The organism is Methanocella sp. MCL-LM, assembly GCF_049676595.1.
GTDB lineage: Archaea > Halobacteriota > Methanocellia > Methanocellales > Methanocellaceae > Methanocella_A.
The window spans coordinates 1,602,658-1,615,578 of sequence record NZ_CP187259.1 but is presented as its reverse complement, the minus strand read 5'-3'; the positions used below and the strand labels follow the sequence as shown (position 1 = coordinate 1,615,578).

Sequence of the window (12,921 nt, the reverse complement as noted above, 5' to 3'; positions counted from 1 at the left end):
TCACTTTTATACTGTCTGAGAGGTCGTCTTTGTGTAGCCGAAGTGTTGGTCGAGATTCTGTCGGAGGATCTCCTCGCTGGCGGTGATATAGATCATCGTGCTGTTGATGTTCTTATGTCGGAGTTGCCTTTGAACCAGAGCAAGATTTATCCCTTTGCTGGCCATGAGCGTGCCCACCGTGTGGCGGAAGAGATGAGGCCATACCTTGCGCTTCAATCCCGCACGGCGCCCTGTCCTTGATACCATACCGAGTAAACCGCTGGTCGTGAAGCGACAATTATTGAGCCGTGTATTCTGGTTCGTCGTCAAGAACAAGGCCCTGCTGTCGCTCTGCGGGCGCACCCGGAGATATTCAGCCAGGACCTGCGTACACTCGACCGTCATCACGACCGTATCTTCCTGATAGTTCTTTATGCCCGCCCCTCGATCGCGGACCATTAAAAGCCGCTGCTCAATATCCACATCGTTGATATCAAGGTTGCAAAGTTCCTTGTTCCGCAGCCCGGTAGTTGCCAGAACCATGATTATCGCGAGGTCCCGCTCGGGCGACGGGCCGAGGGCGCAGGCATTTAGTACCGATAGGACTTCACTTTCTTTGAGGTATTCGACCCGGTGCTGTGTCTTCTTCGGCTTCTGGAGCTTCAAGGGCCCGCCCGGGGAGCCAAGGGATTCATGCCAGTACTCCAAAGCTTGCAGGTACTTTGTGACTGTGCTGGACTTCCGCCCATTGCGCATGAGGTCTGTTTCAAGCATACGAGCGAGATCCCGGGAGGGAGCCTTTACTTTATACTTTCGCATCATGGCACGCGTGAGCTTGAAGACCCATGAGCATGTTGCAGTGCTGAATCTTTTCTCGAAATGACAAAAGTTCATGAGGTCGTCGAGGACCCTTTGCTGTGTCGCTGTCAGTTCCATAAGTAAGATGCTCCTAATGAGGTAAGCGCCCCCGCCGGGACTTGAACCCGGACCTCGAGCTTCGAAGGCTCGGGACTATCCAGCTATCTCACAGGGGCAAAATAAACGTTTTTAGATGAGGCTGGACTCGCTGAGCTTCAGCTGAGCATAGCCACGCGCCCGGAACGCAGAGTCTATCCTGCGGTTGATCTCTTCCTCAGCGGCGCCGCTGTCAAAGTAGATCTTGACCTCGCCGCCGCGTCCGGGAGTGCCGATGGTGATCGAGTCTTTGAACTCGTGGTCCTGCTGCCGCAGATGCCGGACGACAATCTCCACAGGTGCCTGCGGCTTCTGCTGGCGCCGCATGAGCTCGCTGATAAGCTGCTCCGTGGTCAACTGTGACGGGACGCTCATCTTCTCATCTCCCGGGTGATCCTCTGCTCGCTCTGCTCTTCTGCCAGGACCTCCGAGGCCGTACCCCGCTCGTCTGCTTCCTGGGCGGCGCAAGCGTAGCAGAGGACCCTGTCGCCACGGGTGTAATTCCTGGAGCTGGCCGGGATGGTCCGGCCGCACTCAGTACAGGTATCATTGCTCATAGCAGCTCCTCGGCGTCCTTCTCAAAGCCCGGAAGCGAGGCGGCGCCGTTGTCGCCGTCGACCCGGAGGACGACAGCGGTTTCTTCGGCTTCGTGCCGTAAGACTTCGTCGAGGTCGACGGCCGAGTATCCTGCAGCTGTTAGTTTCACAGAGGATTCGATGAGACGCTCTTTGTTAACCCACATGCGCTCCCGGACCACCGGGGTTACTTTATAGGCGCGCTGCCGCTTCGCATCTGCGATGATGAGGTACATTGGCGCTAGTGCCATAGTCTCAGGCCTCCTTCCGGATGTAGCCGAGCTTTGCCATGATGATACGGAACTGTTCGTCTCCTACCCGGTTGCGGATTGCCTGGACGAGCTCGCCCTCCCTGCCCTCGTAGCAGGATGCTGTCTCCGCAGGGGTTGCAGTTGCGATTAGGTCGCATAAGTCGAAATCAAAAGAGACTTGTTTTGTGATGACCGGTCTGTCGTTTGCCGTGTTTACCACCTCCTACCGATCGTGACGATGCCGGTTTTCTGGTTGATGTCAATGACGGTCTTGCAGTTTGATGCTGTGCTTCTTATGATCTGCTCACCCGAGGGGCCGATCAACACCTGGTAATTTGTCTTGCTGTGCATCTTTACTCACCCATATGTGGTACTATGTTCCACTAAATACCACTTAGATAGCAATCTATATAATGGTTGTGGTACAAAGTGGGAAAATATGACACAGACGTTTACTACCCAAGTGAAAGATGACGTGAAGCACAGAATCGTGATAGACAAAACCGCCTGGGACCTTGAAGGATTAGAGAAAGGCGACTATGTTAAAGTCACGATCGAGAAGGTCCAGGCGAAGAAATAATCAGAGTTCCCCATGATCCCTAAGACAATCAGATTAAAACGAGACTACCCGCAAGATCCATTTGCGAGATACACCGAGAGTCCCGAAACTGTAAGAGGAGATTATTCGATCGTTGATGCGGCTATGGTAGAGTCGGTACACATAATGAATAAGGTTCTCGGGTATGAGACATACGCTTGCTGCGAGGGTCATAAGAGCCGAAAAAATCCGGATAATAAACAAAAGATAAACCGCGGAGTTAAGCTACTGCATTCGCCACCCTATTCCTCATATATCGCGTTTTACCTTCCGCTTGGAGAACATACGCAGTTGATAGATTTTCTCTTAAAGAATGGGTTTGAAGAAGCACACTTTGGCCATGTGGCACGAGGAAAACACAGGACAAGAAATCCAGGCGACCCACCAGAATATGTGAGTTATGATCGAGGCGCTGTTCTTTCTTACACTAATGGGGGACAATTAGAAGGCGATCGTTTTATGGTTAGGATTGGTATTGATCCAGAAGAAATCCCCCATAGTCAAGAGTCTTGGGACAAGATGAGAGATGCGGCATTGGAAACCTGGTTAAATATGATTGGAAAATTTAAAAATTTGGACGATTCTCCAATATCAAAGTGATGGATTCCGTTTCGATACGAGTTGGAATTGCATATGAGGATGATCGCCAAGAAGTTCGAAGACTACCGCCAGACATTGGACAAGAAACGTTGGGAAGTATTTAACTACCTCTTGTTTGAGCTCGCCGGCCGGCGTGAAGAGACTCTGGTCAACCATCCGAACCACACCGAGGCCACGATTATGAATATCCTGATCGAGCAGGAGATGAGGATTCAAGAACTGGAGAAAAATCTAAAAATTAAGCTTCGATTTTATGATCGCGTCTAAGAATTGTCACATACTCTTCGTGACCCATGGGACAATCAAGTAGCTTCTCGAAATCAGATTGACTGTTGAAGCCTAATTGATTCTTCATCTTACCTAGAAGGTATCCATCATATTCTTTTGCCCCATTACTAATGAATGTGCGGATACTGGTCTGTACCCCATCAACATAGAGAATATAAAGAGAGTGATGTGAATTTGTCTTATGGAATCCTTTCTTGATCAGCGCCTTATCAATATCTCTGACTTTTCTTTGCTTCAACGCTGTTCACTCCTTGAATAAGGAAACAAGATCGGTGCGGAGTAAAAGCGCATCTTTGCTCATGCCGTCTTTACTCACCATAACATATGCGTTCCACAACATTTCAAGTTCTTCCCCCAAACCTTTAAAGACCTCCACCATTGTAACAGCCGTGACTAGTAATCCAAGCTTATCATCAGAGGCTACATACCGCTCATTCTCATAGCATATGCTCACGGGCAGCGGTTCCTTAAAAATCCTCATCTTGCTATTTATTAGGACGTACTCCATGGGCATTGTCTCTAACATCATAATAGACTTCTCGTTGGAAATGTGCAGCAACTTAATATTGTTCTCCTCGGTCATCATCCCATGAACTTGGACAAACTTGCCTGTATACCCAATTATTGTAGATTCCAGCTCCGGTTCATATTTGCAGGTTATCTTTCCGTCCGGGGTGTCCAAGTGTATTCTCCTCTTACTGTCTACGCTGATCGTATCAAGACGCCCTCTGAAAACTTTCTCGTAACTAATCGGCTCCGAGTAGGTCATGGATTGGATCAAGGTCTTTCGTTCAGGATAAAGGTAAATAAACCCAGATGTACCGAATTTTAATTTGATATCAACGGTGCTGTTTTTTCCAGGCCAATGCTTCTCCATCTCTTTTAACACTTTACCGCGACGGTTCGAGTTTTTGATCTCTGTCTCAATCACGTCATTCGCTTGTTTGTCATGCGATATTGCGGCAAGGATTTTATGAGCCCTCTCCATAGCAATTTCGCCAACGGTTTTTGTGCCCGGTAATGATGTTTGAGACTGGGATAAAGCAACCGTAGAGATTGCGCTACCTATCTTGAAATCTTGAATAACAAGTTCGCATTGTTCTTTTACGGTAGAAGGGAAACAGCCGCCTTCCCTGGTGGGGTTATCTTCAATATCATCAGTTATGTGACATAATAAGTTCTGGATCCATAGATATGTCTCAGCTACATAGGATACAGGCACCGGTTTATCCGAATCCTTCTCGTTTTTATTTTTTATATATATGACAAGGGTTTTATCCTCCGACCCCATGTCTGATACACCCCGTAGAATTATGGCATGCTCCTGTATATATTGTGATTGGTATTATTATAATAGTAATACTTATTATGACTATATTAATTTCGACCAAGAGCACAGTAAAAATATTTTTTTGCTCTTCAGGGGTTTTTCTTGATCGAGCAGGAGATGTGTATGCGAACTTTGAAGAAACAAGGGAAATAAGCTCGAGAGGTCCCTGCGCCTCCCGTCAATTCGTTTAATTAAACCTATTCTGGTTTAGTCCGCCAATAGGTATCGTGAAACTCCAGGTAATTTTTAATTATTTCATTGTCAACAATAGGGCAATATGCCCTGGGTTGGCGGTAGAATTCTAATCTGCAAGTACAACCCGGGCGAATCGGAGGCACAACTATCTCCGTGCTATTGATATCCCATACGAGGCCGTCGAGAGATCTGCACGGTCCCCATTCCAGGTCTTTCTTTGATGCTTTGAACCTGACATAACTAGCCCCCTGCGCCCGATATATCGAAAGATACGTGCGGTTGTTGATATCCCGATAGATGGTTTCGGCAAACGTCTTCGCGGCAGTCTTGTCCATATCTATGAAACAGAGTATGCGGTCTCGCAGCTTGGCGGTGCTTAAGCTCTGGTTGTAACCGTCGATTAGATTATAGATTAAGAGTTCTTTCTGATGGTCTGTGACCCAGGATATTTGAGATACTGTTGTGGCTGTATTCTCTTTCATTAGTTCTGTCCAGCCTTTATTATAGATATCTTGTTTTCTGGAACTATTAAGCCAAGCTAGCCGATATTTATTATATAATTTCTCCGAGGTATCGTCAAGCCCGACTTTAATATTAAGGTCTTTAACCGCTTCTTCGAGCTCTTTCTTTTCCTGAGGCGTTATCTGCCTATCCGCAATCTGCTTCTTTATAATCGGTTCTAGAATGCCCCTTACTTTATCGCTTATAAGTCGTTCTGCGGTATCCTTTGATACCCCAAGATCATCGATAAGCCTATCCAAATAAGCTATTTCCTCTGGATCGAGCTTCTTGTCCACAAGCGCTTTATCCACTTCTTCGATCAGTTTTACATTGACAAGTTGAGTGTGGATGTGTTCGACGTCTTTTATTTCTAGTACCGTCTTCAGATGGCTCAAGTTAGATAGTTCTGCTGCGTCGATCTTCCTGTCGATCAATGCGTGGGACAGGTACAGCTTATAGAATAGTTCGAGGTCAGCGGGATATTTCTTGAAGACATCAATCCCATGTATGGAATTAATCTTTTCAAAATCATCCTTGTTGATCTCCTGGATATCCTCGACTCTCGATAGCAGGTTATTTATCTCAATCAGACCGTTCCGCGGGTTCTGTTTGCCTAGCAAGTTCTGAAAAAAACTCTTATTAAGCAATGGTTGGGGTTGATACGGTGCTACCATAAGATCACGTCCATTTAAACCGGTTGAATATTAATCGTATGATTTGATTGTATTATATCGATTTCGATCTATGATAACACATATCCACCGAGTTAAAATAAGCCGGGGATGCTCTCACACCATCCCCTAATTGTTGAATCTCTCACCAGCACCCGGGCCGTCGTACGTGCCGTTTTAATACCTTACACCATTGACATGAATATGGCGAACTAAAGCTCTGCCAATCTCGTTGGTATCAAGGTATACTGGCACCGTGATAGTGATCTCCTGCTTGCCGCCACTGTTGTTCAGGGCGTTGGGGATGATGGTGCCGTTCGATGAGGGTATGAAGAGTTCCTGGCCACGCTCGCCTACAATGTAGGGTTCGCCGGCATTGACGGGACCGCCCGCTGCTCTGCCCGGAATTGCCCTGTTGGTGCCGCTCATCGTGTTCGTAGGGGGTGACTCGGCGAGATACTTATCCACAAATCTTTCGCTAGTATTCGGTTTGTATGAGGGGTCCCACTCGTTGGTTATCTGTCCCCCGCCGCGGGTGTCCGATGCAAGCCACTCCAAGCCCACACCCTTATCAAACGCGGATTTTCCTTCGTTAAGCAACTGGAGGACCCCATAAGCCGCGGTGAGTTCTGTTGCTACGGCCGCCGCAGATGCAGCCCCAGTAACTCCGATAAGCTTTAGTGCCTCGGTAAGAGGACCTTTCAACGCAATGATGCCGAGGAATACTCCAGACAAGTCCCGCGCTATGACAAACATACTATCAAATGGGTCGAGTGCTTCGCCGGCAGACAAGGAAAGCTTATCAATATTGCTCTTCAAGTCGGCGGTCGGGCCTTTCGCATCGTTCGCCGCCTTGGCTTGTCTCTCGGTAGCGCCGGCGGCGTTGTTCATGCTCGCCTGATATTTATCCGCTTCCTCCCTCGTGATACCAAGAACAGTATACAGGTCTTCGGTGCTGATTTTCGCATCACCTGTCTTGGTTTTATATGTCTCGATAACGGCGTTGTTCTCATCGTACTTTTCTTTGAGGTCGGAGATCTTCTGCTTCTGCTCATCGATGGCCAGAGCCATTTCAGCAGTGGGATTCTTAGCCGACTTCATACGGTCCTCGAGAATGCCAAGCTTCCTCTCCGCGAAGTCAATATCTACCGCAAGGGCAGCATTATCCTTCGCTGCCTTGTCGGCAGCCTTTGACAATTCTTCGATGTTCGGTACCGCCGTCTCGATCGCCTGATCAATTGCCTGGATAGCCTGCTTACTATCAAGGCCGCGGTCGCTCAGGATTTTCAGGAGCGTCGCTGTATCTTCGAAAGATAAGCCCAGGGTGGCAGTCTTCGGAGCCAGCTTCTCCATCGTGCCCGAGAACTCGCCGAAGGTATACGTGGTGTTCCTGATCAGGTAGTTCACGGTATCCATGTGCTTCTCGGTATCCGTCAACGGTATGTTGAAGGCTTTGAACGCCGGAGATAATCCGAGTACGAGCTCGTCTGCAGCTACGCCGGTGGCATCTCCGAGGGTTAGCATTGCCTTCGCCGAGGTCTTCATGTCCGCCGTGTTCTTGACGCCGGCCCGGGAGAGTGCGTCGATTGCCGCGGCGGCTTCGTCGCTACTCGTCGTCGCGTCGCTCATCTCCATTACGAGCTTACGGAGCTCTTTAGTCTCTACGCCCATCGTAATAGCCGACTTGGAGAGCACACCGTCGAGAGCCTTGGACCTCTCAATCAGAAGTAACGCGCCAACACTCACACCGCCGATTGCCGCAGCCCCAAGGGTCGCCTTCTCGCTGAGGTACTGCAACCCTTTCCCACTCTTCTCGGCGGCCTTCTCGTTCTTCTCCAACGATTCCCCGGCATCATTGAGTTTGGTCTGCAGGTCCTTGATATCCGCACGGATACGCACCATAATAGTTTTCTCATCCGTCACGGTGCTCATCCCCTCATCGGTGCCTTCGTCCACTCAACGAGACTTTCACGTAGTTCGCAAGCACGCTTAATGGCGGGTGTCCTGGCGATCTTCCGGCCGGGGAGCCCGAAGTATTTGATCGTCTTCTGCATGCTAATGAGCCGGTCGACCTCCTGGATCATTCCCGGGGCTTCCTCGTAGGCAAGACGTATCGCCGTCTCATCTCCATTGTGCGCCCGTCTGATCAGGTCCTCGATAGCCTTGATATCGGCTTCGATCTCCTCGGTCATCACCGCCATGTAAAACCGGGAGTACGGGTCCCAGAACTTTAACACGGTGCCCCGGTTCATCCACTCTTGGTATAGGTGCTCGGGTACTCCGAGGCTTCTAGCTGCGCGCAGGCCGAGGGATTCTTTACCCTCAACCTTGAGAATTTTCATCTTCTCTACGATCGCCCTTTGAAGCTCGGGCGTCAGCTTGGTCATGTCCACTTTTATTCCATCCCCTTACTGTTTATGCTGCGTGTTCCACGATTCGGCCGCGACACCTGACGGTGACGGGGTCGTACTGTTCCTCGATATTTAGCTGCTCCAGCTTCCGGGCATGCTCCATTATTGCCGAGGCCTTCAACTCGATCGCTTGGACAGCGATCTCCGCCGCCTTGATGCGGTCCGGGCAGGGCCTGTCGCAATCCTCGACGATGCCAAGGCACGCGTATTGTATATTGTTGGCTTCGTGGCAGTCTTCCGACCGGAAGTCCAGAGGGTTCTTCTTCGATAGTTTTTCGACCCGCTCCTGCAGGTCTTCAAGTGTAATCTTCGACATATCCATCCCTAACTGTACATACCTGCGGAAAAGTCACCGGTCTCCGCTTCCGGCTTCTCCTTCTTCTTACGTCCGCCCTTATCGTTCAGGACGCGCTGTTGTTCCTCGAGCTGGAAGATGATCGCTTCTCGGGCCTCCCTTGCTGCATCTACTCTTTCCCGGGTCGTGGCTTTCTCGTCTTCAACGACACTGAGGCAGTAGTCGATGATCTTCCGGAGGCCTGCGAAGTTTTTGTTCACGATCTCCAGGTCTATAGACTTCCAGTCCCGCACACCCTGGACGTCACGCTTTCCGAGCTTCGCCAAATTAATCGCCTCCGACGACCAGATTATCGTTCGATTTGTTGCGGCCGTCCGATGGTAAAACTAAACTCGCACCACTGACCAACGCCAGGAGGTATCCGACCCTCTCGGCCGTACTTTTACCGCTGAGATCCACGCGCTCCCCTTGCTCCAGCTGCTCGATGTACCCGCGGCAAAGCTTGTCCAGGTCCCCGACCAGCTTGTCAGAAAGGTTGGCATCACCCGGGTACTGGAAGATGCCGCCTGGCCGCGAGACTATGTAACCACGCCGGCGCAGCACTTTAACCGCCTCCGCCTCGACCGTGTCGTCCGGATAGGTGAAGACGATGTTGCGATCCTCCTGCTCCTGCCGGGCAGCTGCACGCTCGCTGAGGAGGAGCTCGAGCTTCGCCAGGAATTCCAGGTTACTTCGGCACTCCCGGATAGCTACTAGGGCAACCTTCACATCACCCGATGACTCGGCATCCTGGAGGATCCGCAAGGTCCGAGCGTGGATGTCTCGCAGCTGGTCCTGAAGGGTCGCATCCTCGGCAATGACTGCCGGGTCCGCTGCCTTTACGAGTGCCGTGTTCAGGTGGCCTTCGTTCTTGTGGCGGCTGATCGCACTTCTGCCGACGTTGTACCATTCTGCGATTGAGCGGTACGGTGTCCCGTTGATTATTTCTGTCTCGATTTGTGTCCGCTTTGGATGCTCGCAAATGCTGCAGGGCTTGCTCATATCTGGCCTCCATTATTCTCAGCGGGGTTTGGAAGGTGCTGGCTTGGAATTGGACGGGTATATAGTACCCGTTCCAAGCTTCCAAACCGACTTTGCACGGCGGTGCGGAATTGAGCAATTCCAAGCTTTTCCAAACTTCCAAACCGGTTAGTGCTTGCCTGTTCGGTTTGGAATTGGTTATTTTCACCAAGTGGTTTATTTGGTTTGGAATTCATGCTTAATCCACCAGCCTGTAAATCTTCGAGTTGTTCTTACCACGGCTGACGGAGATCTTCCCCTTGCTGGCCAGCTCGTCCAGAAGTGCGATAACGTACTTTTCGTTCCGTTTGTTGTCCCTGGCTCGTGCCCGGGCAAGTTCGACGAGGCGTTTCTGAACAATGTCCGGGTTGAGCCGCAGCACTTCATAGATTGCGAGCTCGAGGCTGCGATCTGTTGCCTGCTGTGCTGCCTCCGGGTCGACACGGTAGAACCTTGCTGCAGGCTTCCCGTTGTGGTCGTTGAAGGCGACGAACTTGGCCGTCATGGGGATTACGTCGACGTCCCTGGTCTTCGTCGAGGCGATCGTTACAGTCTTAGCGTCCGGGGATTCTCGGTGTATCTTAAGTGCCAGGTCGAGGGCACCCTCGATCGCCGAGGATCCACGCAGACTGTCGCCGGCCCGTGTATCATTGCTCGTAGTCTTCCGGGCATGGTGAATGAGGACCACGGCCGTCCCGGTACTCTCTGCGAGCCTCCGGAAGCTGTATAGGACACCGCCGATCTCGGTCGAGTTTTCGTCCACGCCGCCGCTTACTGTGAGCAGGCAGTCGATGAATACCACCTTGGCACCACAGTCCCTGATACGGTATTCGAGGGCGTCCATATGCTCCCTGCTGGTAGCATCGAGGCCCGGGTCCGGCATGCTGTAAAAGTATAGCTTTGCATCCCAAGGAGTTACGTCGTGGCCTCTGGCGAGCATGGCGAACCTGTCGAGGGTGCGCCGGGTACCCTGATCCTGGTCAACCCATAGGACAGGGTACTGTGTGGTTTCGATCGGCTCGATATCGCTCATGTCTGCCGGCCTGCCGTTGAATGTCGGCTGCTCCGGGGGAAGCCAGTGCTCACCCTCGGCTATGCTGACGGCGAGGTCCTGCATGAGGAAGCTTTTGTAGCTGCTCGGGTGCCCGTAGACGACCGACAGACTTGACAGGCTGATTATACCCTTCGCAGCGTACTCGATTTCCGGACGGTCCGCCAGTGCGTCTGCGAGGGTGTACTTCTTCCACGTGTCCACCGCTACGAAGCGGACACGCTGTATCCACTTCTGCAGATCCCGGGTGCCTTCGAATATGCCAGCGTATTCTCCGGACAGATTCTTAGGGTCGGACGCCATCGTCTTCAGGCAGTCCTTCACGAAGTCCTCTAGTTCGCCGAGAGTCGACAGGACTGTATCGGTCACGTCGCCGCCATTCTTTATAGCGGAGATCAGCGTGTTGGTGTTCTCGAATCGAAGCGCCTCGACGGCTGGTTTATGCTGTTCTTCGGCTTTCAGTTTCAATACGATGTTGAACGAGCCGATGCCCGAGTCCTTCGTGTCCAGTATCGATTTCAGAGCTCCAGCCTGTTCTTGAGATAGTTTACCGATCAAGCTTGAGCACCGCCGGTTTGCTTCCTGAACAAGCTCAGAATACGGGATCTCCTTGCCTCATGTACCCTCGTCCAGGGTGTCGGAGGTTCGTTGTCCGGGTGCTTCACTGCATACTTCACGATGCCATCCACTTCGCCCTTGTTCGGCGACCGGCCACACCGATTGAAGAACGCTTCGACGCCCCGGCGGACATCGCCTTCGCCGAGGATGTCATGACCCGCCAGGGCCCGGGCGAGCGCCTGGGCGTGCTTATGCCGCTCGCCTACGACAGCACCTCGCAGGTAGGATTCTACGAGGCCGTCGACTACAGCGTCAGCATCAACGTTGTGAAGACCGTCCGCCAGCGCCCAAGTTTTAGGCGCTGCTTGCTTCTGTACCCTCGGCTGCTCTGGTTCCTTCTGCTTGTGGAAGATGCCCGGCAGCCCTGGCAGATCCTCGGGCCGGGTGTTCAGGAAGTTACGCTTTGTGACCACCTGGTAGCCACCCTTGTCCGTGACCGTGGGCCAACAGTAAGAAGGTTTCCGACCGGTCAGAACTTCCACGGCTACAGGAACGCCGTCGACAGTCATACTCACTGTGTAAGGGCTCATTCCTCGCAGGCCTGTATAGTAAGCGTGCACTCCGCCGGAGGGTGTCATCTCGACGATAGCATCATGGAAGACTGCAGGTGCTGCTGCCTCGATACGTCGATACGCCGTGAGCCCGTTAGGTTCTGGTCCATGGTTGTCAAAGTCGACCACTGCCACAGTATTCCCGGTGATTATACCGGCGTTACAGTCGACCGGCTGACCGGCGAACAACGCATTGAAGTTGTACGCGTCCACGTGGCTGCCCCAAGCTGCATAGGTCTGCTTCTGACCTGGCAGCAGTGGGATCATCGGCCAGCCGTTGATCGCCATCCTTGCGATGATGTCTAGGTTGTTCAACACGACCGCCCCTTTGCCTTCTTCGCAGCTCTATAGTCAGTTGGCTCTCCGGGCCCTATATAGAAAATCCTCGTGAGGGTGTCATCGATCTTCCCCGCCGGATCCAAGGTATATACAATATCGACGATGCCTTGTAGTTCCAGGGCATCGAGATCATGCTTAACGACTACCCGCGGGTCAACACCAAGAGCGGCTGCAGCCTCGAATACGGACAGATTACCCTTTGCTTCGAGGTATTCGCGTATCTCCCTGCGGCTTATTCGACGGGGCGTCGGACTGACTTCAGCGCTCATCTATGTACCTCCGAAAAAACTGCCTTCGCTACATGTCGGCCTCCACGCCTGCACCTCTCACTCACGAAGAGAAGACGGAGGACCTTCACCATGCCCCTTCTTTTAAGGGTTTGCACGGCTGCGTATGCTGTCGCTGGTTTGACATGGGTACGTCGGGCGATCTCGTGGTAGGTCAATGGACCATCGCGGCATAAGCGCCGGTACACTTTATTAGTTAGTTTACCGAGTCGGCGCATACGGAATCGCTCCCGAGATATTCAAAATTCGACATATTTATCTGCACAGGAGCGAAATGATGAACAACAAAGGTTCGCGTACCCGAGTTCAGCCCTGTGCTCGCAACGTCCTCGCCCGCCAGCGGGGACGTTACACTCACTTGTTTTAAA

20 protein-coding genes and 1 tRNA gene are annotated in these 12,921 nt (G+C 51.8%); 2 read left to right on the top strand and 19 right to left on the bottom strand.

The window, feature by feature from the left end:
* Positions 1-6: 6 nt before the first annotated feature.
* The 7 genes from ACPLPM_RS08260 to ACPLPM_RS08230 all read right to left on the bottom strand — a co-directional run bounded on the left by ACPLPM_RS08260 (position 7) and on the right by ACPLPM_RS08230 (position 2,110).
* Entirely contained in the window at positions 7-915 is a 909-nt protein-coding gene (locus tag ACPLPM_RS08260; RefSeq protein WP_424359766.1) for a tyrosine-type recombinase/integrase, read from the bottom strand.
* Positions 916-941: 26 nt separating this feature from the next.
* Positions 942-1,013 (bottom strand) — tRNA-Arg (locus ACPLPM_RS08255).
* Positions 1,014-1,026: 13 nt separating this feature from the next.
* Complete coding sequence (locus ACPLPM_RS08250; RefSeq protein ID WP_424359765.1) at positions 1,027-1,308, bottom strand: hypothetical protein; 282 nt, start codon at positions 1,306-1,308, stop codon at positions 1,027-1,029.
* Entirely contained in the window at positions 1,305-1,490 is a 186-nt protein-coding gene (locus ACPLPM_RS08245) for a hypothetical protein (protein WP_424359764.1), read from the bottom strand. Before ACPLPM_RS08245 ends, ACPLPM_RS08250 begins: the two co-directional genes overlap by 4 nt.
* Complete coding sequence (locus tag ACPLPM_RS08240) at positions 1,487-1,759, bottom strand: hypothetical protein (protein ID WP_424359763.1); 273 nt, start codon at positions 1,757-1,759, stop codon at positions 1,487-1,489. The genes ACPLPM_RS08245 and ACPLPM_RS08240 overlap by 4 nt, the downstream gene beginning before the upstream one ends.
* A gap of 4 nt (positions 1,760-1,763) precedes the next feature.
* Entirely contained in the window at positions 1,764-1,979 is a 216-nt protein-coding gene (locus ACPLPM_RS08235) for a hypothetical protein (RefSeq protein WP_424359762.1), read from the bottom strand.
* Positions 1,973-2,110 carry a hypothetical protein gene (locus ACPLPM_RS08230; RefSeq protein WP_424359761.1) on the bottom strand — a complete coding sequence of 46 codons (138 nt, stop codon included), beginning with the start codon at positions 2,108-2,110 and terminating at the stop codon, positions 1,973-1,975. The genes ACPLPM_RS08235 and ACPLPM_RS08230 overlap by 7 nt, the downstream gene beginning before the upstream one ends.
* A gap of 241 nt (positions 2,111-2,351) precedes the next feature.
* Between ACPLPM_RS08230 and ACPLPM_RS08225 the strand changes: the two genes are divergently transcribed.
* Together ACPLPM_RS08225 and ACPLPM_RS08220 are read left to right on the top strand one after the other, a co-directional pair.
* On the top strand, positions 2,352-2,957 hold the full coding sequence (locus ACPLPM_RS08225) for a hypothetical protein (RefSeq protein WP_424359760.1): 606 nt from the start codon (positions 2,352-2,354) through the stop codon (positions 2,955-2,957).
* 39 nt (positions 2,958-2,996) lie between these two features.
* Positions 2,997-3,224, top strand: coding sequence for a hypothetical protein (locus tag ACPLPM_RS08220; RefSeq protein WP_424359759.1), 228 nt, complete (start codon positions 2,997-2,999; stop codon positions 3,222-3,224).
* Positions 3,225-3,489: 265 nt separating this feature from the next.
* Here the strand turns inward: ACPLPM_RS08220 and ACPLPM_RS08215 are convergent, their stop codons facing one another.
* The 12 genes from ACPLPM_RS08215 to ACPLPM_RS08160 all read right to left on the bottom strand — a co-directional run bounded on the left by ACPLPM_RS08215 (position 3,490) and on the right by ACPLPM_RS08160 (position 12,771).
* The gene (locus ACPLPM_RS08215) at positions 3,490-4,536 is read right to left on the bottom strand and encodes a hypothetical protein (protein WP_424359758.1); all 1,047 of its coding nucleotides are present in this window, start codon (positions 4,534-4,536) and stop codon (positions 3,490-3,492) included.
* 236 nt (positions 4,537-4,772) lie between these two features.
* Positions 4,773-5,945: a hypothetical protein gene (locus ACPLPM_RS08210; protein WP_424359757.1), complete on the bottom strand. Its 1,173-nt coding sequence runs from the start codon at positions 5,943-5,945 to the stop codon at positions 4,773-4,775.
* A 174-nt stretch (positions 5,946-6,119) separates the two neighbouring features.
* Entirely contained in the window at positions 6,120-7,844 is a 1,725-nt protein-coding gene (locus ACPLPM_RS08205) for a phage tail tape measure protein (protein WP_424359756.1), read from the bottom strand.
* A gap of 26 nt (positions 7,845-7,870) precedes the next feature.
* Positions 7,871-8,335: a hypothetical protein gene (locus ACPLPM_RS08200; RefSeq protein ID WP_424359755.1), complete on the bottom strand. Its 465-nt coding sequence runs from the start codon at positions 8,333-8,335 to the stop codon at positions 7,871-7,873.
* Positions 8,336-8,357: 22 nt separating this feature from the next.
* Positions 8,358-8,669, bottom strand: coding sequence for a hypothetical protein (locus ACPLPM_RS08195; protein ID WP_424359754.1), 312 nt, complete (start codon positions 8,667-8,669; stop codon positions 8,358-8,360).
* A gap of 8 nt (positions 8,670-8,677) precedes the next feature.
* Complete coding sequence (locus tag ACPLPM_RS08190; protein WP_424359753.1) at positions 8,678-8,974, bottom strand: hypothetical protein; 297 nt, start codon at positions 8,972-8,974, stop codon at positions 8,678-8,680.
* Position 8,975: 1 nt separating this feature from the next.
* Positions 8,976-9,416, bottom strand: a complete 441-nt coding sequence (locus ACPLPM_RS08185; RefSeq protein WP_424359752.1) for a hypothetical protein — start codon at positions 9,414-9,416, stop codon at positions 8,976-8,978.
* A gap of 269 nt (positions 9,417-9,685) precedes the next feature.
* Complete coding sequence (locus ACPLPM_RS08180) at positions 9,686-9,904, bottom strand: hypothetical protein (protein ID WP_424359751.1); 219 nt, start codon at positions 9,902-9,904, stop codon at positions 9,686-9,688.
* Between the two features lie 2 nt (positions 9,905-9,906).
* Positions 9,907-11,316, bottom strand: a complete 1,410-nt coding sequence (locus ACPLPM_RS08175; RefSeq protein ID WP_424359750.1) for an AAA family ATPase — start codon at positions 11,314-11,316, stop codon at positions 9,907-9,909.
* Positions 11,313-12,242, bottom strand: a complete 930-nt coding sequence (locus tag ACPLPM_RS08170; RefSeq protein ID WP_424359749.1) for a bifunctional DNA primase/polymerase — start codon at positions 12,240-12,242, stop codon at positions 11,313-11,315. The genes ACPLPM_RS08175 and ACPLPM_RS08170 overlap by 4 nt, the downstream gene beginning before the upstream one ends.
* Positions 12,239-12,535: a hypothetical protein gene (locus ACPLPM_RS08165; RefSeq protein WP_424359748.1), complete on the bottom strand. Its 297-nt coding sequence runs from the start codon at positions 12,533-12,535 to the stop codon at positions 12,239-12,241. The genes ACPLPM_RS08170 and ACPLPM_RS08165 overlap by 4 nt, the downstream gene beginning before the upstream one ends.
* Complete coding sequence (locus tag ACPLPM_RS08160) at positions 12,532-12,771, bottom strand: helix-turn-helix domain-containing protein (RefSeq protein ID WP_424359747.1); 240 nt, start codon at positions 12,769-12,771, stop codon at positions 12,532-12,534. The genes ACPLPM_RS08165 and ACPLPM_RS08160 overlap by 4 nt, the downstream gene beginning before the upstream one ends.
* Positions 12,772-12,921: the final 150 nt, after the last annotated feature.

Bases quoted from the DNA above. Each gene is read 5' to 3' on its own strand.
- ACPLPM_RS08260 (WP_424359766.1), bottom strand. From the start codon at position 915: ATGGAACTGACAGCGACACAGCAAAGGGTCCTCGACGACCTCATGAAC.
- ACPLPM_RS08250 (WP_424359765.1), bottom strand. From the start codon at position 1,308: ATGAGCGTCCCGTCACAGTTGACCACGGAGCAGCTTATCAGCGAGCTC.
- ACPLPM_RS08245 (WP_424359764.1), bottom strand. From the start codon at position 1,490: ATGAGCAATGATACCTGTACTGAGTGCGGCCGGACCATCCCGGCCAGC.
- ACPLPM_RS08240 (WP_424359763.1), bottom strand. From the start codon at position 1,759: ATGGCACTAGCGCCAATGTACCTCATCATCGCAGATGCGAAGCGGCAG.
- ACPLPM_RS08230 (WP_424359761.1), bottom strand. From the start codon at position 2,110: ATGCACAGCAAGACAAATTACCAGGTGTTGATCGGCCCCTCGGGTGAG.
- ACPLPM_RS08225 (WP_424359760.1), top strand. From the start codon at position 2,352: ATGATCCCTAAGACAATCAGATTAAAACGAGACTACCCGCAAGATCCA.
- ACPLPM_RS08220 (WP_424359759.1), top strand. From the start codon at position 2,997: ATGATCGCCAAGAAGTTCGAAGACTACCGCCAGACATTGGACAAGAAA.
- ACPLPM_RS08215 (WP_424359758.1), bottom strand. From the start codon at position 4,536: ATGGGGTCGGAGGATAAAACCCTTGTCATATATATAAAAAATAAAAAC.
- ACPLPM_RS08210 (WP_424359757.1), bottom strand. From the start codon at position 5,945: ATGGTAGCACCGTATCAACCCCAACCATTGCTTAATAAGAGTTTTTTT.
- ACPLPM_RS08205 (WP_424359756.1), bottom strand. From the start codon at position 7,844: ATGGTGCGTATCCGTGCGGATATCAAGGACCTGCAGACCAAACTCAAT.
- ACPLPM_RS08195 (WP_424359754.1), bottom strand. From the start codon at position 8,669: ATGTCGAAGATTACACTTGAAGACCTGCAGGAGCGGGTCGAAAAACTA.
- ACPLPM_RS08180 (WP_424359751.1), bottom strand. From the start codon at position 9,904: ATGAATTCCAAACCAAATAAACCACTTGGTGAAAATAACCAATTCCAA.
- ACPLPM_RS08165 (WP_424359748.1), bottom strand. From the start codon at position 12,535: ATGAGCGCTGAAGTCAGTCCGACGCCCCGTCGAATAAGCCGCAGGGAG.
- ACPLPM_RS08160 (WP_424359747.1), bottom strand. From the start codon at position 12,771: ATGCGCCGACTCGGTAAACTAACTAATAAAGTGTACCGGCGCTTATGC.